The 18,716-nt window shown below is 49.8% G+C and carries 19 protein-coding genes and 1 other RNA gene; 13 read left to right on the forward strand and 7 right to left on the reverse strand.

The genetic code is table 11. The features are described 5' to 3' along the window. The first annotated feature begins 59 nt into the window (after positions 1-59). From modF to IYN85_RS08925, 3 genes are all read left to right on the forward strand, one after another. Positions 60-1,508, forward strand: coding sequence for a molybdate ABC transporter ATP-binding protein ModF (gene modF, locus IYN85_RS08915; protein WP_196158553.1), 1,449 nt, complete (start codon positions 60-62; stop codon positions 1,506-1,508). 120 nt (positions 1,509-1,628) lie between these two features. After that, on the forward strand, positions 1,629-2,174 hold the full coding sequence (locus tag IYN85_RS08920) for a sugar O-acetyltransferase (RefSeq protein WP_196158554.1): 546 nt from the start codon (positions 1,629-1,631) through the stop codon (positions 2,172-2,174). Positions 2,175-2,637: 463 nt separating this feature from the next. Further along, positions 2,638-3,885, forward strand: coding sequence for a GNAT family N-acetyltransferase (locus IYN85_RS08925; protein ID WP_196158555.1), 1,248 nt, complete (start codon positions 2,638-2,640; stop codon positions 3,883-3,885). 204 nt (positions 3,886-4,089) lie between these two features. Here the strand turns inward: IYN85_RS08925 and pepP are convergent, their stop codons facing one another. Both pepP and IYN85_RS08935 read right to left on the reverse strand, forming a co-directional pair. Further along, on the reverse strand, positions 4,090-5,424 hold the full coding sequence (pepP, locus tag IYN85_RS08930; protein ID WP_196158556.1) for a Xaa-Pro aminopeptidase: 1,335 nt from the start codon (positions 5,422-5,424) through the stop codon (positions 4,090-4,092). Between the two features lie 9 nt (positions 5,425-5,433). Continuing rightward, on the reverse strand, positions 5,434-6,024 hold the full coding sequence (locus IYN85_RS08935) for a UPF0149 family protein (protein ID WP_196158557.1): 591 nt from the start codon (positions 6,022-6,024) through the stop codon (positions 5,434-5,436). A gap of 326 nt (positions 6,025-6,350) precedes the next feature. On the opposite strand from IYN85_RS08935, the gene IYN85_RS08940 reads away from it, so the two are divergent. Genes IYN85_RS08940 through IYN85_RS08950 form a run of 3 tightly spaced genes read left to right on the forward strand, consistent with a single transcriptional unit; the run spans position 6,351 to position 7,616 of the window. Continuing rightward, positions 6,351-6,563, forward strand: a complete 213-nt coding sequence (locus IYN85_RS08940) for a TIGR02449 family protein (protein WP_196158558.1) — start codon at positions 6,351-6,353, stop codon at positions 6,561-6,563. Continuing rightward, complete coding sequence (locus IYN85_RS08945) at positions 6,556-6,879, forward strand: cell division protein ZapA (RefSeq protein WP_196158559.1); 324 nt, start codon at positions 6,556-6,558, stop codon at positions 6,877-6,879. The genes IYN85_RS08940 and IYN85_RS08945 overlap by 8 nt, the downstream gene beginning before the upstream one ends. Positions 6,880-6,881: 2 nt before the next feature. Next, complete coding sequence (locus IYN85_RS08950) at positions 6,882-7,616, forward strand: hypothetical protein (protein WP_196158560.1); 735 nt, start codon at positions 6,882-6,884, stop codon at positions 7,614-7,616. 46 nt (positions 7,617-7,662) lie between these two features. Here the strand turns inward: IYN85_RS08950 and gabT are convergent, their stop codons facing one another. After that, entirely contained in the window at positions 7,663-8,946 is a 1,284-nt protein-coding gene (gene gabT, locus IYN85_RS08955; RefSeq protein ID WP_196158561.1) for a 4-aminobutyrate--2-oxoglutarate transaminase, read from the reverse strand. Between the two features lie 16 nt (positions 8,947-8,962). Continuing rightward, positions 8,963-10,414, reverse strand: a complete 1,452-nt coding sequence (locus IYN85_RS08960; RefSeq protein ID WP_230390653.1) for an NAD-dependent succinate-semialdehyde dehydrogenase — start codon at positions 10,412-10,414, stop codon at positions 8,963-8,965. Between the two features lie 112 nt (positions 10,415-10,526). On the opposite strand from IYN85_RS08960, the gene IYN85_RS08965 reads away from it, so the two are divergent. The 5 genes from IYN85_RS08965 to IYN85_RS08985 all read left to right on the forward strand — a co-directional run bounded on the left by IYN85_RS08965 (position 10,527) and on the right by IYN85_RS08985 (position 14,119). Beyond that, entirely contained in the window at positions 10,527-11,456 is a 930-nt protein-coding gene (locus IYN85_RS08965; RefSeq protein ID WP_196158562.1) for a LysR family transcriptional regulator, read from the forward strand. Between the two features lie 218 nt (positions 11,457-11,674). Beyond that, a non-coding RNA gene (gene ssrS, locus IYN85_RS08970) (6S RNA) lies at positions 11,675-11,853 on the forward strand. Positions 11,854-11,927: 74 nt separating this feature from the next. Then, entirely contained in the window at positions 11,928-12,509 is a 582-nt protein-coding gene (locus IYN85_RS08975; RefSeq protein ID WP_196158563.1) for a 5-formyltetrahydrofolate cyclo-ligase, read from the forward strand. Between the two features lie 441 nt (positions 12,510-12,950). After that, on the forward strand, positions 12,951-13,412 hold the full coding sequence (locus IYN85_RS08980) for an EVE domain-containing protein (protein WP_196158564.1): 462 nt from the start codon (positions 12,951-12,953) through the stop codon (positions 13,410-13,412). 215 nt (positions 13,413-13,627) lie between these two features. Then, positions 13,628-14,119, forward strand: a complete 492-nt coding sequence (locus tag IYN85_RS08985; protein WP_196158565.1) for a Crp/Fnr family transcriptional regulator — start codon at positions 13,628-13,630, stop codon at positions 14,117-14,119. A 21-nt stretch (positions 14,120-14,140) separates the two neighbouring features. Here IYN85_RS08985 and IYN85_RS08990 read toward each other — a convergent pair whose 3' ends face one another. The 3 genes from IYN85_RS08990 to IYN85_RS09000 all read right to left on the reverse strand — a co-directional run bounded on the left by IYN85_RS08990 (position 14,141) and on the right by IYN85_RS09000 (position 16,216). Continuing rightward, positions 14,141-14,599: a copper chaperone PCu(A)C gene (locus tag IYN85_RS08990; protein WP_196158566.1), complete on the reverse strand. Its 459-nt coding sequence runs from the start codon at positions 14,597-14,599 to the stop codon at positions 14,141-14,143. 105 nt (positions 14,600-14,704) lie between these two features. Beyond that, positions 14,705-15,043: a hypothetical protein gene (locus tag IYN85_RS08995; protein ID WP_196158567.1), complete on the reverse strand. Its 339-nt coding sequence runs from the start codon at positions 15,041-15,043 to the stop codon at positions 14,705-14,707. 48 nt (positions 15,044-15,091) lie between these two features. Then, positions 15,092-16,216 (reverse strand): sorbosone dehydrogenase family protein, encoded by a 1,125-nt coding sequence (locus IYN85_RS09000; protein ID WP_196158568.1) that lies wholly within the window; start codon positions 16,214-16,216, stop codon positions 15,092-15,094. 250 nt (positions 16,217-16,466) lie between these two features. Between IYN85_RS09000 and IYN85_RS09005 the strand changes: the two genes are divergently transcribed. Both IYN85_RS09005 and IYN85_RS09010 read left to right on the forward strand, forming a co-directional pair. Further along, positions 16,467-16,910, forward strand: coding sequence for a YaiI/YqxD family protein (locus IYN85_RS09005; RefSeq protein WP_196158569.1), 444 nt, complete (start codon positions 16,467-16,469; stop codon positions 16,908-16,910). A gap of 590 nt (positions 16,911-17,500) precedes the next feature. Beyond that, entirely contained in the window at positions 17,501-18,709 is a 1,209-nt protein-coding gene (locus tag IYN85_RS09010; protein WP_196158570.1) for an RtcB family protein, read from the forward strand. The last annotated feature ends 7 nt before the right edge of the window (positions 18,710-18,716 follow it).

The raw sequence follows: 18,716 nt of genomic DNA on the forward strand, positions 1-18,716 counted from the left end.
TGTGGTTTTTCATGCGCCGGAGTATAGTCTTGTTTCGTTAATTAACACCTCCGAATCTTATGCAACTGACCAACGTCACCGTACAAAAAGAACAACACCGCATTCTGGACAACCTGAATTGGACGCTGAATCGTGGCGAAAGCTGGACACTTCTGGGCACCAACGCCAGCGGCAAAAGCACACTCGCGCGCTTGTTAACGCAAGAACTGGGTGATTATCAGGGCAGCCTGGATACCGACGGCAAGCGTGTGGAATGGGTGTCTTTAGAATCGCAACAGGCGTTATACGAACGCGAACTGTACCGTGACGACACCGACTTCATGGACCACCTTGACGAAGGCACACCGGTCAAAGCGCTACTGGAGGAAATCACGCCCTGGTCAACCTCCGTTGCTGAGCTCTGTGACAAATTGCACTTGGGTGCGTTACTGCAACGCGGATACCGCATGCTCAGCACCGGCGAGGGTCGACGGGTTATGTTGGCACGCTCGCTGTTAAGCCAGCCCGACCTGCTGATTCTGGATGAACCCTTTGAAGGGCTGGATGCGCAGTCGCGCGATGATTTGCACCGGGTGTTGAATGAATTGATCGACCATGGACAGGGCTTACTGCTGCTGGTGAATCAACGGGCCGATATTGCCAGTCACTGCACGCACCTGGCGTTACTCGACAAAGGACAATTACTCTTTACCGGCGCCATGCCAGACGACCTGGAAGCACAATGGCAACACCTGCTGTCGGTGCGGCATCACGACGTGCAATTGCCGGATCGGCAATCCGGCTATCAACTGGACACCTGGCAACAAGAACAGCCATTGGTTGAGCTGGTCGATGGCTTTGTGCAATACGATGACACCTTCCAGTTCCAACAATTTAACTGGCAATTAAAGCCCGGCGTGCACACCCATATTCAGGGACCAAACGGGTGCGGGAAATCGACCCTGCTTGGCTTGATCACCGGCGACCATCCGCAGTGTTATCGAAATAATTTAACGGTACTCGGTTTCAAACGCGGTCAGGGCGAGAGTATCTGGCAGATTAAAAAGCACTTGGGTTATGTCTCGGGGAATCTGCACCGGGATTACCGCGTATCCGGCAACGCACTCACCGCGGTTATTTCCGGTCTGACGGATTCGATTGGCGTGTATCAGGCCGTTGGCGAAACAGAAAAAGAACTGGCCCTGCAATGGCTGCAACTGATCGGCCTGGCAGACAAATGGAATGCCGCGTTTAAATCGCTGTCTATGGGTGAGCAACGGCTGGTGCTTATCGCCCGCGCACTCATCAAGCAACCGCCCCTGTTGATTCTCGATGAACCCACGCAGGGTCTGGACGACTTCAATCGCTTTTACGTGCTGTCCATCGTGGAGAAAATACTCGCCAACGGGCCAACCACCTTATTGTTTGTTTCGCATCGGCAGGATGAATCGATGAGCTGTATTAAGCAACGGCTGATCTTCGAAGAAGACGCCCGTGACGGTACGCTGTTCAGCATAACCGCCATTTAGGCGGTGAACTGATCTGTCGCAAGGTGGCACCGCATTCCTTCCGCAATTGAAGCCACGACCATTTGATTCTGCTATGCGTTGTGGCAACGTAGCAAAAAAATTCAACCGGATAAGACTCCCATGACAGAAAAAGAAAAAATGCTCGCCGGGCTTCCCTATGAAGCCTGGGATGATGTGCTCTTTCAGGAACGCATGCACGCGAAAACAATCTGCCACCAATTCAATGCCTACGATCCCGTGAAACGTGACGAGCGCATGGCACTGATCAAAGATTTATTGGTGTGCAAAGGCAATGTGTACATGGAGCCCAATTTCTTTTGCGACTACGGTTATAACATCGAACTGGGCAATAACTTCTACTCAAACCACAACTTGACCATTCTGGATGTCTGTCGGGTTGTCATTGGCGACAACGTGATGCTCGGCCCACACGTCATGATTTCCACCGCGACACACCCGATTGACCCAATCGAACGACGCAGTACCGAGTTCGGTCGACCCATCACCATCGGTAACGATGTTTGGATCGGCGGTAATGTGTCCATTCTGCCCGGGATTTCCATCGGCAATAACTGTGTGATTGGTGCAGGCAGCGTGGTAAACCGAGATATTCCCGATAACAGCGTTGCGGCGGGGAATCCATGCCGGGTTAAAAAGAGTATTTAGTCAAACGGTTTAGGCATCGAGTTAGTCGTCGCTAGTAAGACGGTGGCCGCTTTATCTGACGACTTTTTTGGCGGGCAGCTGGACTTTAAGGACCGAGTATTTTGTGTTCTGAACAGCACTGGTCATTTCCAGCAACACACACGTCATGCTTTTCCCTTAATCTAATAGTGTTCTGGCAAAGGTGATCTGAACCGATCCGAGTTGCCTTTCGTGTCCATAGTCGTTCTGAAGCCGCTCTATTGACCTATGTCTATTTCTATAGCACCTCCGAATGATTAGGCTTGCGTAACCCTACACGATCACATAGCCTCAATTTAGCCCTTTGGGGGCTTCCAACTTCAAATGCCAGGAGTATTTAATGAATGTTTCCAATGCTACATCCGTTTCAGTTCATACCATTCATTCAATGAGCACCCGGTTCTAGTAGCAAGTTAAACCGGTTGTTCCACAAGGGAATAAACCGTTGAAAATTTCTGACTTTACGATTCGTACCGCTAACTCGAATACAGATTGCGCACGCCTTGAATCCTTATTCGATGCAGTCTTTCTTCCTGAACAGGTTGGCAAGTTCGCCAGCACGTTAATTCAACACCACCCGGAATCTAATCATGCCTGCTGGTTCATGGCAGAACATAAGAGATCGGGTCAACTTGCCGCCGCATTCACACTCATTCCGTGGCACTGGACTTGGTTTGGTAAAGACATAACCGTTGCAGAACAGGGTGTTGTAGCGACCTTGCCAGAGTTCAGAGGATTGGGATTGCAAAGGCGTTTAAACGCTGCTTTCGATGAAGAACTGAAAATACGTGCAGCTGACCTAGCCATCATTCAAGGCATACCCGGATTCTACCACACCTTTGACTATTATTATGCCCTGCCAATAGATAACCACATTAACTTAGAGTGGCGGCAAATCCCGGACGCAGCATTTAATAAACTTAAATTCCGACAAGCCAAGCTAAGTGACGTTGCCTTTTTAATGGCGCAAGAACAGAGTGCTGCCCAAATTTTTGACTCTACTAACAAACGTGATGAGAAAACCTGGCAATACTTGCTCACCCATAGCAAGGAAACCGAGTATGGTTCAGATGTCTGGATAGGCGAGAATAATGGAGCGCCACAGGTTTTCTTCCGGCGGAACTATACCGGTTTCGGTGATGGCATGATTATCAGCGAAGCAAGCGAGTGTTTAACCTATTCACAAGCCTTAGAAATACTTAGCTTTTTAAAACAACTGAACGTAGATATTCAAAAACCCTATCTTCGGCTCAATTTGAGTAATGATGCCTCATTAAGTCGTGTCGCGTTTCAATTGGGTGCACCAAAAGGTGAGCCTTACGGATTTCAAATTAAAATTGTCGACCATCGACGCTGGCTTGAGAAACAAAGTGAGTTATTTACTAACAGACTGAAGAATAGTGCATTGAAAGATTTCACAGGTGTTTTGCGGTTGGATTTGTTTCGACAAGCTATTGATATAGCGTTTGATAATGGCCACTGCATTCAAGTGACTAACGCCAACGAACATGAAACAACGAGTGCTAATGTCTGTATTCCCTTTAACTTAGCACCTGCGCTGTTTTTGGGTCGGCATAGTTGGCGCGAACTGCGTAAAACTCGTCCAGACTTAATTTGCGATAACCCCATTGGCAAGATATTTATGGACACACTTTTTCCGAAGATCACCAGTTGGCACCCACTCCCATATTAGAGAAACCATGAATCAAAAAACGTCTTGAAAAAAGCAGCGAACCGATCTGAGAAAAATTACGCCACTGCCCCGTAAAGGGGCAGCTTTTATGTTTACACCGCAATTCGAAATGTTGGGTGGCGACAGATAAAGACCGTGCTCAATAATCGCGGTGGAGAAGGGACCGGTTTTTATGTCGCCGTCGTATTTCGTTGTTCACTCAAATTAAAACAAACCCTGCTGCCCACCTTGCATCAGCGCTTCAATGTCTTGTGGATCCTTAATGACGGCTTCGCTGAGCACGTTGCAACCGTCTTTGGTGACAACGACATCGTCTTCAATACGCACACCAATACCGCGCCATTTTTCTTCGACATCCTGGTTATCGGGTGAAATATAAATTCCCGGTTCAATGGTCAATACCATACCCGGTTCCAGCACACGCCATTCGCCGCCGACTTTGTAGTCGCCCACATCATGCACGTCCATACCCAGCCAGTGTCCGGTTTTGTGCATGAAGAATTCTTTAAAGGCTTCTTCTTCAATCAGTTTTTTCACATCACCTTTAAGCAGGCCCAGTTCCACTAGACCTTCGGTGAGGATACGCACCACCACGTTGTGTGGTTCGATCCAAGTAGCGCCGGGTTTCACCGCATCGATTGCAGCGTATTGCGATTTCAGTACCAGGTCATAAATGGCCCGTTGCTCGGTACTGAATTTTCCATTGACCGGGAACGTCCGGGTGATGTCCGACGCGTAGTACTGCAATTCGGCACCGGCGTCGATCAGGACCAGATCGCCGTCGTTCAGCTTTTGGTTGTTTTCAACATAATGCAGTACACAGGCGTTTCGGCCACCACCGACAATCGCGGTGTACGCCGGGCGCGGACTGCCGCCCATCATGCATTCATGTTCAATTTCGGCTTGCAGTTGATATTCCCACATGCCGGGTTTGCAACTGCGCATGGCGCGCATATGGGCAGCAGCGCTGAGTTTCGCCGCGTCGGCCATAATTGCAATTTCCTGCTTGGACTTTTTCAAGCGCATGTCGTGTAACAGGTGAGCAATATCCGAAAAGTCGTCCGGTGGTACCGCGCCCTGACGAACTTTGCTGCGGATCTGGTTTAGCCAGGTCATCAGCTGATGGTCGAAACCCGAATCAACGCCCATGTGCGCATATACGCGCGTTTTCCCTTCCATCAAACCAGGCAAGATGTCGTCAATGTCGTCAATCGGAAAAGCATCGTCAGCACCGTACTCGCTGACGGCGCCGTCCGGACCGGCGCGATAGCCGTCCCAGATTTCTCGCTCTTTGTCTTTGTCTCGTACGAACAATACGTATTCGGCCTGTTCACGGCCCGGCATTAACACCGCCAGGGCATCGGGCTCATCAAACCCAGTCAGGTACTGGAAATCGCTGTTCTGACGAAAACCGAAGTGTACGTCGTTATTCCGGATAATTTCCTGCGCGGATGGGATGATGGCAATACTGCCCTCTTCCATCTGCTCCATGAGGCGAATACGGCGCTCTTTGAACTCGTTTACACTGATACTTTTCATGGCACTCTCTTAGTGAACGGTGGTTTCGCCATCCGTCGTCGCGGGTGGCTCGTTATATTCTAAAAATACGGTCAGTGCGCTGACCCGAACGTGCTCAGCAACGGCAAGATAGTCGTCTTCGTCGGCGTCCTGTTCTTCAGCACTAAGGGCGTCTACTTGCGCAATTTCGGCCAGATCTTCGAGGATTTCTTGCAATGTTGCGGGCATGTCGCTGGTTTCCTGTACGACGCCAGTGGCGCCAAAGGCGCCCAGGAAACTGCCTGTCCATTCACTCAAAGCATCTAACCGATCCGCCATCGGAGTCTCTTCGTCAGGCAGAATCAGCCGGAACGCCAGCCCTTCGTCCTGCAATTCGCTCAGCGTTTTGAAATACAGCCCCTGCAGAATGGTGATATGACTTTCCTGCACTTCTTCTGTGGGCGCCATCTGGTCCAATGCCCAGTCCAGCCAGTCGTCTTGTGTCATGCGTTTGCCCGCAGACAACACACCGGTGATCGAGCCATGCAGATAGGTGGGGGACAGGGTTGAACCCATTTTGACAAACAGTTCGGCAAGGTCTTCGAATTGCAGTTCAATGCCGGCCGCATTTACTTCGGACATGTGTTCTCCAGTAATTGGGGCGCAGCGCAATTGCGCGCCCGGAAATCAGTAACGGACAATGCTATCACGGCCACTGGAAATGCACAGGTGTTGAGCAGAAAATGCCATTAAAAACCGATGAAAAGAGATTTTTACACCACAGCACGCTAAGCCCATCACAGAACGCTCACCCATGGCTTTTCACGGCGCTGAAAAACCGTATAACAGTGAATGAAGAACGGGAATATCAACAACTTAGATGACAATAGTGACAAACGGCTTGAGTTCTCCCACAATGCTACTTCCGTTGCCTATTTTTTCAGCTGGTTTATAGGGTCTGGTACACCATGTCGAATCAAGAATTGCTCGCGCTCGAACGTAAAGTTGACGAGCTGATAACACTTTATAAAAACCTGGAGCAGGAAAAACGCCTGTTGCAGGCTGAACGCGAGGCCTGGAAGGCCGAGCGGGCCAAGCTGATCAAGCAAAATGAATTGGCGCGTTCACGTGTTGAAGCCATGATTGAGCGCTTGAAAACCATGGAGCAAACCAATGGCTGAACAAAAAACCCTGTCGGTCACGATTCTGGATCGGGAGTACCTGGTAGCCTGTCCTGCTGGCCAGGAAAAGAAATTGACTGAAGCAGCCTCGACATTGAACGATAAAATGCGGGAAATCCGGGAAACCGGAAAGGTTTTTGGTATTGAACGTATCGCGGTCATGGCGGCACTGAACCTAACCCACGAGTTGTTGCAAGCGAAACCCGAAAATGCGAACGATCACTCAGCAATTATGCGTTTAAGCGGTAAACTGGACGCCATTCTACCGAACCATGACGCAGACCCACTCGGCTTGGGTCTGGATTTTGAGGACTGAGCATGTTCGCCCGACAATGGATTCTTATCGCTGCTTGCGTTACCAGCTTAACCGCCTGTTTCCCGGCTCGGGAAATATCGCAGGATAATGCTGTGGACATTTTGTCGGTCAATAATCGCCTGAGCCAGATGCAACAAGCGACCGTAGATGGCTTCTCTACTCCTCAAATCAACAATCAATCACTCGAACGCTTGCTGGTCAGCCGCATTAGTAACAATACGGTGACCGGCGAGTGTCACAACAATCAGGGGAGCTTCCTGTTCACCCGGTCCGAAACAGACGATGTGTTCTCATTGGTTTTTGACCAGTGCGCGGGGGACGATGGTGGCCAATTGGATGGCGCCCTTTCTGGCGAATTCACTTCCGAAGACGACAGCTACAGTGTCGTGTTAAGCGGTGATATAGATGCATCAAAGGGAAATGAGTCCATTGCCTTAGCCCCTTTGACACTGTCGCTGGGTTTTACTCTGTCTGACACTGATATTAGTTTCGAGATGAGCCATGGCGGCGTCTACGACTATGACACTCGTTTCTACAAAGGCAAGGTCACGGTCGAAACGGTTGAACCTATCTCGTTCAGCTCGACAACCTTAAGCTGGACCGGCAAAGTAAATTACACCGACAGCAAAGGTAACGTGCTCACCGTCGAATACGATAATAACGGTGTGCACCTGTCTTTCAACAGTGTGCACTTCAAAACCTATACCACCGGCGAGTGGTTGCAGAAGTTCAACTGACAGCCAATCAAGCAGATCGCGTAGGGCTGGCCCTGGCGATCTGCGATCAAACCAGAATATTCGCCAATATCCCGTCCAACTTATCGAACCCTTCGTGAATTAAAGCATCCGTGATGGTCAGCGCTGGCAAGAATCGGATCACGTTGCCGTAATAGCCACAAGGCAACAAGATCAAACCCGCCTGTTGGGCGTTAGCAATGATCTTCTGAGTAAGCTCCGTATTGGGTTGATGTGGATTGCCATCGACCACCAATTCCATGGCGATCATGGCACCGTTAATTCGGGCCTCACCAACAACCCCTGGATAGCGCTCTGCCACGGCCTGGATACGCTGTTCAAAAACAGCGCCAATGTCGTTGGCACGAGCCACCAGATTTTCTTCCTCCATCACATCCAATACCGCTAACGCGGCAGCGCAACCCACCGGTGAGCCACCATAGGTGCCACCCAAACCGCCCGGTAACGGCGCATCCATAATGTCTGCTTTACCGACCACGGCCGACAGCGGGTAACCACCGGCGATACCTTTGGCCATGGTCATGAGGTCGGCCTCAATGCCGGCACGTTCGGAATTAAAGAAATAACCGGTACGGCCAAACCCGGATTGAATTTCATCCATGATCAGCACGATGCCTTCTTTGTCACACAGCTCACGCAGGTATTGAAGAAACTCTGTCGGCGCTGCGTAAAAGCCACCCTCACCCTGCACTGGCTCGATGATGATGGCCGCGACGTCACGCGCTTCAATCGAGGTTTTAAAAATGGTCTGCAGGCCATGAATGGCATCCTCCACGCTGACGCCATGCAATGCCATCGGGAATGGTGCGTGGTAAATATCGCCAGGAAACGGCCCAAACAGATGTTTGTAGGGCAGGGTTTTCCCGGTCAACGCCATCCCCATGCTGGTGCGACCATGAAAACCACCGGTGAAGGCAATGGTCCCGCGTCGTCCGGTATGAGCACGGGCAATCTTAACGGCATTTTCAACGGCCTCGGCTCCGGTGCTGACAAACATGCTCTTTTTAGGACTGTCGCCCGGCATGAGTGCATTCAGTTTTTCGGCCAGTTCTACAGCTTGCTCATAGGGATTAACCATGACGCAGGTGTGCGAAAAATTGGCTACCTGAGCCTGCACGGCGGCGACGATTTTCGGGTGGCTGTGACCGGTATTGCAGACGGCAATTCCGGTGCCGAAATCAATGTATCGGTTACCATCGGCATCCCACACTTCGGCGTTTTTCGCCTTGGTCACATAGGCGCTGTACATGTTGCCCATACCACGGGCAACCGCGGCCACTTTACGTTCTTGCAGCTGCTGGTTTTTACTCATGATTCTCTCCAAAAAATTAAGCGTTTAAGCCGCCCATGCACAAATATTTAATTTCGATGTACTCATCGATACCGTATTTCGATCCTTCCCGCCCTAAACCGGACGACTTCATGCCACCAAAGGGAGCTGCAGCGTTGGAAATAATGCCTTCATTGATACCGACCATGCCGTAGTCCAGCCCTTCCGATACCCGCCAGATACGGCCTATATCACGCGAATAGAAATAAGCGGCCAGACCAAACTCGGTGTCGTTGGCGATGGCAATGGCCTCGGCTTCGGTGGAGAACTTAATCACCGGTGCTACCGGACCAAAGATCTCGATCGCAGAAATCGGCATGTCATTGGTGACCTGCGTTAACACCGTCGGCGTGTAGAACGAACCACCCAACGCATGCCCATGGCCACCCAAGGCCACCTTCGCGCCCGCAGCCACAGAATCTTCAACGCGTTGATGAATATCCTGCATCGCTTTTTCATGAATTAAAGGACCAATCGCGACGCCTTCGCTCATGCCATTGCCGACCCGCATGTCATTCACCGCTTTAACGAACTTTTCCACAAAGGCATCGTGTACCGATTCCTGCACCAGAATGCGATTCGCGCACACACAGGTCTGCCCAGCATTACGATATTTCGACGCTAGCGCACCAGTAACCGCCGCGTCGAGGTCGGCATCATCAAACACGATAAATGGAGCATTGCCACCCAGTTCCATCGATACTTTTTTAACCGTACTGGCCGATTGCGCGATCAGTTGTTTGCCAACGGCAGTCGAACCGGTAAAGGAGAATTTGGCAACGTCCGGGCTTTCCGTAAATACCTTGCCGATTCCTTTTGCATCGGTGCCCACCACGACGTTAAACACCCCCTCGGGGATTCCGGCCATTTCCGCCAGTTTGGCTAACGCCAGTGCCGATAGTGGCGTTAATTCACTAGGGCGGATGACAAAGGTACATCCTGCTGCCAACGCGGGCGCGGCTTTACGGGTAATCATCGAGTTGGGGAAATTCCAAGGCGTGATAGAAGCGACAACACCCACTGGCTGTTTTATCACCAGCAGTCGTTTGTCATTTGAAGGCGCGGGAATGGTATCGCCGTAAATGCGTTTACCTTCTTCAGCAAACCACTCCACAAACGAAGCACCATAGCCAACTTCGCCTTTAGCTTCAGCCAGAGGTTTACCTTGCTCAAGCGTCATGATGACACCCAGCTCATGCTGGTATTCCATCATCAGGTTGAACCATTTGCGCAAAATAGCTGACCGCTCACTGGCGGTTTTGGCGCGCCAGGCCGGAAACGCATCTTTGGCTGCTTGAACTGCCTGTTGGGCAACAGCAACATCGGCGTCGGCAACATGCGCCAACACGTCCCCTGTTGCCGGATTGGTCACAGCAAAGGTCTTTGCGCCCGTTAGCCATTGCCCACCGACATAGGATGTGTCCGCCATCAACTTGGGATGTATGGTCATACTGAAGCCCTCCATAAGGTTCGTTGTGGTTGTATTTGAATGCATTCGTAAAAGCTGTTAAATATAAAACTTTCAAACTAATGTTTGATGCTCATAAAACTTAAGGCAAACCATGACGACAAAGCACGCGCTGATCCCCCGCCCCGTTTCCGAATACGACTTGCGTTTATTGCGAATCTTCAAAGTCGTTGTGGAATGTGGCGGGTTTGCTGCGGCAGAGTCGGTGTTGAACATTACCCGCTCAACCATCAGCGTGCATATGTCCAATCTTGAAAGCCGTATGCAGCTCAAGCTCGCCAGTCGCGGTCGAGGCGGGTTTTCCCTGACCGAAGAAGGCCGTACAGTTTATGAAGGCCTGTTAGTCTTGTTTCAGTCGTTAAATGACTTTGCTTTGTTGGTCCAAAACCTCGATAACGAGTTGGATGGCGAAATTGCTATCCTCTGCTCCGACCAAGTCGCCTTGACCCGTCAACTCAGACTAGCTGAAGTTATTGCTTACTTACAGGACAACGCACCAAATTTGCAGCCCGCGATCAACGCGGACACCATCCCCAATATCGAGCGGGCCATTCTCAAAGGTGAGGCTCAGATTGGCATCATCCCTGAGTACCGCCACATCGATGGCCTTAATTATCAACAGTGCTACACCGAACCCTACTACCTGTGTGTCGGGCAACGGCACCCGTTGTTTGACCGGGACGATAGCCTTATTGATGACACCGACATTCTGGGCAGCCAAACCGTGCACCCAGGCGTAGACGTGAATCTGAGCGGCATAGAGCAGTTCCGTACCATGAATCTGGCGGCCCGCGCTTACCAGTTCGATACGCGGACTCCGCTGATTCTTTCGGGTAAATACCTGGGGTTTTTCCCACTCAGTTACATACAGGGTTTTCTGGATCGGGGTGAAGTTCGCCTGTTGCAACCGGATCGGCGCTATTACAGCGTCGATCACGTCATCGTCACCCGGAACACCGGGAAAACCGACCCCAAAGTCGACTTGTTTCTGAAAGCCTTCTCGCAAGTTCAGGGAGCGTCTTGATTGATTACCTCGGATCCAACGCGCACCCGATTGCATAGGTCATTTTGAGGCGTCGCGCTGAGCATTTTTAAATCGATTGTGCATATTAAAGAGCGGTGATAGATCGTTGAATTTCAAGGGATTTTTGCGTTTGGTCTTTTCGTGTAAAAGGTCGGAATTCTTTTTACGAAACCTGAATGTCAAGACTGTCTTTTAACTAATTTTCCTTATAATCAACTTCAACCCTGGGCTACTCGCCAGTTGCGAAAAGTCCTCGAGCCTATTTTACGAATTTAGGTGGCGCCTAGTTAGTGATGTGAGCATGTCTGCTTTGCAGGAAGCCTAATTCATTGCGGGGGTCACCGCCTTGAACTGTTTGGTTCAAGGTCTTCCGTGACAGCGGTAGTCTGGGGTCTTCCTGTTTCATCTGATCTTTCCTGACCTTTGTTTTTCGTGCACGATACCCTCTGACCCCCAGAGCAGAACTTTTGTATGACCCAGGCTGGTTCCAAAGTCACCCTCCGTAAACAACTGCGCAACGCCAGGCGAGCGTTATCACCCTATCAACAGCAAACAGCGGCCGAACAATTGGTAGCGACTCTGCGCCCTGCCCTGTCAAAACAAAAAGTCCGCCGTGTGGCTGCCTATCTCGCGATGGATGGAGAGTTAGACCTGTTGCCGTTGATGGATTATTGCTGGCATCACCGAATTGAAATCTACCTACCAGTACTTCATAAGCTGAAACCCACCCTATGGTTTGCGCGTTTTGATGAACAAAGCCTGCTATACCCAAACCGCTTTGGCATTGACGAACCACTGGACGGCGCTCCGGTTCGACCATGGCAGTTAGACATCGTATTACTACCTTTAGTGGGATTCGACGCCCAGGGTAATCGGCTAGGTATGGGAGGTGGTTTCTATGACCGCACCTTTGCTCACGCTGCTCGATGGCCAAAACGGCCGAAATTGCTGGGTGTGGCTCATGAGTGTCAGAAGGTAGATGCTATCCCGCTGGAACGCTGGGATATCCGTTTAGATGCGATTGTTTCAGATCGGCATTTTTATCAAACATAAACATCAAAGGTCGCAATTCTGAACGAGCCAGATGGGAACAACCCAGCGGGGCAACGCACTACCCCGCTGGGTTTTTCGAACTATCGCGATTGACTGAAAAGAATCCCGGAGGCTTGCATTTCAGCCTGACTCAGGGGCTGTCGACTCTCGCTGCGAGACATACCAGAAAGAGTAATTCCAAGACCCAGAATCAACGCTAACATGACGATAATGTCGGGTTTGCTGCGTTTCTTTATCATTGTTATTTTCGATTTTTAGTTGTTTTATGATGGTGACTACTCCCGAGGGATATTGGCAACCCAACGTCACTCGGCGTGTGTAAATTAATTTTGTGGTGTTTTATAGCGTAATTCTGTGATCGAGTTCAAATTTTGTTTGTATTTAAATTCACTAATACATCTTTCGTTGAGCTGAATCGGAGTTTAGGAGGAAATCAGGCCCATGAGCCCATCAATATGGTTACTTAAGACCGAACCCAATGAATTTTCGATAGACGATCTTAAAGCCCGAGGTAAAGCGGGTGAGCCTTGGGATGGTATCCGGAACTATCAGGCCCGTAATTTTTTACGGGAAATGCAGAAGGGGGATCTGGCATTTATCTATCATTCCGCGTGCGACGTTCCGGCCATTGCCGGACTGGCAGTGGTGCAGAAGTCTGCTTATCCGGATGCGGCTGCGCTGGATTCGTCATCAAAATACTACGATGAAAAAAGTACGCCCGACAATATTCGTTGGAGTCGGGTGGACGTCACCTTTAAAACCAAATTCAAACAGCCACTGTCATTAAAACAGATAAAAAGTGAACCGGTTCTGGCCGATATGAAGCTGGTGAAAAGCTCTCGGCTCAGCGTGTCTCCGGTCACCCAACAGGAATATGAAGTGATCATGGCACTGGTCAATTAACCGTTGACGAAGCCAAATCGTTGACGAATAACCAAGATGCTAAGACGGAAAACACGGCAAATACTTGGCTTAAGGTCACTTGCTATGGCTTAAGAGATCGACCAGTCGACAGTTTTGCTGACTTCATCACCCGCGTTTGCTCCAAAACCAGTACAATGCTTAACTTAACCTTGTCATAATCTGGCTTCCACCGACGTTGTTTCGCTAAGGTCTCAATGGATAAAATAAAACCCATTACTTATTCTGCTCAATCGGTCGCTGAGCTAATAGACAAAACGAATTGGGCAAATGACTTTACCTGGGAAGAGGTGTCGATACTCGGACGGTATTTTACAGCCTACGAAGCGCAACGCGGTCAGGTCATTTTTTACGAGGGCTCCAAAGCCGATTACATGGGCTTAATCGTGACCGGTAGTATCCGCATCAGTAAAACCGGCAGTGACAATCAGGTAAAGCCCCTAGCGGTGCTGCGCGAATCACAAACCTTTGGAGAACTGTCATTGATAGATGGCTCGCCGCGATCAGGCCTAGCCGAGGCACTGGCATCCACCAAGTTCGTGATTACCACAAAGCGCCAGCTGATGCGAATGTCAGAGGAGGAGCCGCACATCGCGTTCAAAGTACTGTGGAAAATATCTGAAACCATATCCGCGCGATTACGTCATACCAGTTACAAGTTACTGGATATTCCGGGTCCACCGATCTGATCGGCGAACCCGGACTCTCGCTTAATTCGACATCGATTCCATCATCATCGCCTGTACTGGCAATTCAACTTCAATATCACCCGCTTGCGCAAACGTTAAAATAACCGTATAGCGTTCGCCCTCGACGAAATTCTTCGACAACCCCATAAACATCATGTGAAAGCTGCCCGGCTTGAACAGCACCGAACCGTGCGCAGGGATGACCACACCGTTTTGCTGATGGATCATCTTCATCACACCATCGACCTGTGTGGTGTTATGCAGTTCCAGCCGTTTGGCGAAATCGCCGCTTACCGACAACAACGTATCATCGATATCGCCGTTGTTAGTCACGAGCATGAACCCAGCACTGGGCGCCCCGGGTGCACTGGCTCGCGTCCAACTGTTGGAAATGTGAATATCTCCGCTTTCGGTCGCAAAGGCCGGGTGAAATAAGCTAAATAAGCCCACGCATAGCGCGAGCGCTGTTGTACGTAACATTGGATGCCTCTCCAGTTAATAATTTTATTGGTTTATTCAGATCGGATGCCTGAACACTGGGTGTACGACACCTCTGTGTCTTTGCTACCCAAGCGTTTACAGACTCTAAACCAGTGGTGGAGATCGAGGTTGATTGGCTGAGGACGGAGAAATAACCAAAACGGACTGATAAGCAACAGACACCAGGCTATTGCCTGGTTGTGCAGTGTTCAGATCCGAGTTGATTTGATAGGGCAATCCGTACGACAAACAGACACAGGCAGAATCGTTGGTATGCTGAGGGGCACTACCTACCTGTACCCACTTGGCACCCTGTGTCGAACACAGCCGCAACCAGCCAACATCGCTTTCAGCGACGGCGTTGGCTAGAGGAGTAGCAAAGGTCAGCATCAGCCAACTGAACAGGCTGAGCCAATACCCTCTAAATCGTAATGACTGCGGCAAAGCAGGTGCCCTAGAAAAAACTATCGCGCTAAAGTAGCGGGACAGGTCCTAACGGTCAACCAACTTATAGACCTTACCTGTGTAACTCAGGGCATAAAGTTCGCCATTAGCGTCTTCGCCAAACCCTGACGGATTCGGCAATGACGGCACTATCAACACATCACCTCCATCCGTTGGCAACGCCCATACTCGCCCGGAGACGAAATCCGCAAAAAAGTAGAGCCCCTGCAACGTTGGGAACTCATCTCCACGATAGACATAACCACCGGTGATGGACTGCCCCTGATCCCGACCATACTCAAATACCGGGGGTATCACAGTGGCATTTTCACTTTGTACGTCCGGCTTAAACGCCTGACTTCCTTCATACCAGCGCCAGCCATAGTTGCCACCTTTAACAATAACGTCCACTTCTTCTACCGCATTTTGCCCAACGTCACCGGCCCATAGTGCCCCGGTTTTTCGGTCAAAGCTGAAGCGCCATGGGTTACGCAACCCCAATGCCCATATTTCATCTCGTATATCCGAGACCTCGACAAAGGGATTGTCGGCAGGAATGTCACCGGTACGGGTGATACGTAACATTTTTCCCAGCAGTGACTGACCGTCCTGAGCTCGATGGTTGGGGTCACCTCCACTGCCACCATCGCCCATGCCTACATACAAATAACCATCCGGTCCGAACGTGATCATTCCGCCGTTATGATTCGAGTAATCCTGATTGATTTCCAACAGAATCTTCTCACCACCAAATTGATATTGACCGGACGAATCTGATGTCAGTTGAAACTTGGAAATGACTGTCCGTCTTGGCCCGTTTGCGGTGTAGTTCAGATAAAAGTATCCGTTTTCGGCAAAATTAGGATCAAAGGCTAATCCCAGCAACCCTTGCTCCCCACCGCTTAAAAAGAGGTTGGAGCTGTGTTTACGAACATCGAAAAATTCCCGGCTCTTTTTTACGTCCGGCTCGGCATCAAAGACCTTAATTGTCCCGCCCTGCTCCACGACGAATAGTTGACTGTCGTCACCCGGCGCATACGTTATCTGCACCGGCTGCTTAAAGTTAAGCGACTCAAACGCGGGTGTAAATTCAGGAGCGGCCCAACCGCGACTGACCAGCAGTAACAATGAAAGCACTGCAACGCATGGAACAAACTTACCTTGAAAAGACATAAGGGTATTCCTTTTGTACCTGTCAACAGCAACTGAGTATAATGGCACTTTCGATTAATGCACAACGCCACGCGAGGATCTACGGCACGGCCGTTGAAACAGATTATGACTAAGCACAACGAAACAAGGTTGTAGGCCAGGGAGACTTTGAAGGCGGCATTGTAATTGACACTTTCCTTTTCCGCTGATTGAAGTTGGTCACATTCGAGTCTTCCGCAACAAAATATTTACTGAATGAAAGGTAGGAACCATGAAAATTTGGGTTGACGCAGATGCATGTCCGGTAGCGATACGAGACATCATTATTCGAGCGGCACTGCGCAAGCAGCTCACAACGACATTCATCGCCAACCACAGTTTAAACCTGCCCAAGTCACCTTACCTTTCAATGGTCCAAGTCGCTCAAGGTTTCGATGTTGCGGACAATGAAATCGTTAACCGAGCACAGGAAGGCGATTTGGTTATTACGCAGGACATTCCGTTAGCTGCAGAAGTCATTGCTAAAAACTGCTTGGCCATGAATCCTCGGGGAGAGCGTTGGACGAAAGAGAACATTGGCCAGCGACTGAATATGCGCGATTTTATGGAAACCCTGAGATCCTCCGGCATTCAGTCGGGAGGACCTGCAACCTTAAACCAACGCGATAAGATGACATTCGCAAATTCACTCGACAAAATTCTAGGGCAACTCTGATTAATACGAATCACCTCAGTCCTATCAGATCGAAGGATGAGCGAGGCGTGTGTTGCAGGGAATGGCGAGTCCTTTTCAAAACACACAACAAAGCTCAGTCATCGATCTGAAGGACCCGGAGGGCGGGGCTGAAATGGCAAATTTCGTTGTTAAGTCCTTTGCCAAGATAATGAATATTGCCTGCAGAACTTGCCTCGAATTTTGCGCATTTCTTCACCCGCTGAGGTAGATAGCAATTATTCAGAGTTGCCCTAGGGCAACTCTGACCCAGCTTCGAAAAAAAATAAATAATTAAAATTCAAAATACGGTTGACATAATTTTTCAGGCGCATAAACTGCCGCGCAAAGATTAACCACCTATCAACATCGATAGGTACACACAGGAGTTCTCAACATATGTTTTATTCACAGACCACATTGAACTGAATCGCCTTTTGAGAACTTATCACTCGGAAGGCAAACCATACGCCTTTCGAGTTAGGAAAAACCCTAGCCGAGAAATCTGTTAGGGTTTTTTTATACCTAAAAAACCAGACTTCAAACTCGATTGGCAAATGATTAATGACATTTTAAATGTCACAGGATTTTTTATGCCAATTAAAATAGAACTTAATAAGAATGAGCCGAATGGTTTCAAACCGGTGAAAATTTTCACCCGGGACATAGACCATGGTGCGATGACGCAGCTGAAAAATATAGCTCAGCTGCCGATCATACATTCGCATATTGCGGCCATGCCGGATGTACATCGCGGCATCGGTGCAACGGTCGGCGCCGTAATCCCAACGAAGAACGCCATCATCCCTGCCGCCGTCGGTGTCGATATTGGTTGCGGCATGATGGCTGTATGTTTGTCTTTAACATCGGCACAGTTGCCCGACCAATTAAAGACTCTGCGCTTGGCGATTGAAAGGGCGATTCCCGTCGGTCAACGTGCACATAAAACGGTGTCGATTCGTGAATCGGTGTGCAAGCGCTTGCAGCCGCAAGTAGACACTTTGTTTGCAAAGCACCCGGCACTACTGAAAATGATGAAGCATCCGCAAACGCTTTGGGCCAAGCAGATGGCAACATTGGGCAGCGGCAATCATTTCATCGAGTTGTGTATCGATGAACAAAAGCAAGTTTGGGTCATGTTGCACAGTGGCAGTCGTGGTCTTGGTAATGCGATTGGTCGACACTTTATCGCCTTAGCTAAAAAAGACATGCATCGCCATCTGCACAATTTGCCGGATCGTGATCTGGCGTACTTTAGTGAAGGAAGTGATGGTTATTTGGATTACTGGGCAGCGCTTAATTTCGCACAGGAATATGCCCGCTTAAACCGTGAGGAAATGATGAAGTTGACGCTCCGGGCAATGGCGCCTTTTTTGCCAGAGTTCAGCATTCAACAACACGCCATCAATTGCCATCACAACTATGTCAGTCTTGAGCATCACTTTGGTGCCGATGTTCTGGTTACGCGTAAAGGCGCAATCAATGCAGAAAAGGATCGACTCGGCATTATACCCGGCAGTATGGGTGCAAAATCTTTTATCGTTCGCGGTAAGGGTGAAGCAGAGTCTTTCTGCTCCTGTTCACACGGAGCTGGGCGGGTAATGAGCCGAACGTCGGCCAGACAAGTCTTTCGTCGCGCCGATCTGGAAGCACAAACTAAAGGGGTTGAGTGCCGTAAAGATACAGGCGTCATTGATGAAATTCCGGCGGCTTATAAGGACATTGATCAGGTGATGGCCAACCAGACTGACCTGGTTGACATCGTGCACACACTGAAACAAGTGATGTGTATTAAAGGATAAGGATGAG

This window comes from Reinekea sp. G2M2-21, assembly GCF_015687175.1.
Classification (GTDB): domain Bacteria; phylum Pseudomonadota; class Gammaproteobacteria; order Pseudomonadales; family Natronospirillaceae; genus Reinekea.

Bases quoted from the DNA above. Each gene is read 5' to 3' on its own strand.
- IYN85_RS08935 (WP_196158557.1), bottom strand. From the start codon at position 6,024: ATGTCCGAAGTAAATGCGGCCGGCATTGAACTGCAATTCGAAGACCTT.
- IYN85_RS08990 (WP_196158566.1), bottom strand. From the start codon at position 14,599: ATGTTACGTACAACAGCGCTCGCGCTATGCGTGGGCTTATTTAGCTTA.
- IYN85_RS08940 (WP_196158558.1), top strand. From the start codon at position 6,351: ATGTCGAATCAAGAATTGCTCGCGCTCGAACGTAAAGTTGACGAGCTG.
- IYN85_RS08985 (WP_196158565.1), top strand. From the start codon at position 13,628: ATGGATAAAATAAAACCCATTACTTATTCTGCTCAATCGGTCGCTGAG.
- IYN85_RS08975 (WP_196158563.1), top strand. From the start codon at position 11,928: ATGACCCAGGCTGGTTCCAAAGTCACCCTCCGTAAACAACTGCGCAAC.
- IYN85_RS08960 (WP_230390653.1), bottom strand. From the start codon at position 10,414: ATGACCATACATCCCAAGTTGATGGCGGACACATCCTATGTCGGTGGG.
- IYN85_RS08945 (WP_196158559.1), top strand. From the start codon at position 6,556: ATGGCTGAACAAAAAACCCTGTCGGTCACGATTCTGGATCGGGAGTAC.
- IYN85_RS08950 (WP_196158560.1), top strand. From the start codon at position 6,882: ATGTTCGCCCGACAATGGATTCTTATCGCTGCTTGCGTTACCAGCTTA.
- IYN85_RS08965 (WP_196158562.1), top strand. From the start codon at position 10,527: ATGACGACAAAGCACGCGCTGATCCCCCGCCCCGTTTCCGAATACGAC.
- gabT (WP_196158561.1), bottom strand. From the start codon at position 8,946: ATGAGTAAAAACCAGCAGCTGCAAGAACGTAAAGTGGCCGCGGTTGCC.
- IYN85_RS08920 (WP_196158554.1), top strand. From the start codon at position 1,629: ATGACAGAAAAAGAAAAAATGCTCGCCGGGCTTCCCTATGAAGCCTGG.
- IYN85_RS08980 (WP_196158564.1), top strand. From the start codon at position 12,951: ATGAGCCCATCAATATGGTTACTTAAGACCGAACCCAATGAATTTTCG.
- IYN85_RS09000 (WP_196158568.1), bottom strand. From the start codon at position 16,216: ATGTCTTTTCAAGGTAAGTTTGTTCCATGCGTTGCAGTGCTTTCATTG.
- pepP (WP_196158556.1), bottom strand. From the start codon at position 5,424: ATGAAAAGTATCAGTGTAAACGAGTTCAAAGAGCGCCGTATTCGCCTC.
- IYN85_RS09005 (WP_196158569.1), top strand. From the start codon at position 16,467: ATGAAAATTTGGGTTGACGCAGATGCATGTCCGGTAGCGATACGAGAC.
- modF (WP_196158553.1), top strand. From the start codon at position 60: ATGCAACTGACCAACGTCACCGTACAAAAAGAACAACACCGCATTCTG.
- IYN85_RS09010 (WP_196158570.1), top strand. From the start codon at position 17,501: ATGCCAATTAAAATAGAACTTAATAAGAATGAGCCGAATGGTTTCAAA.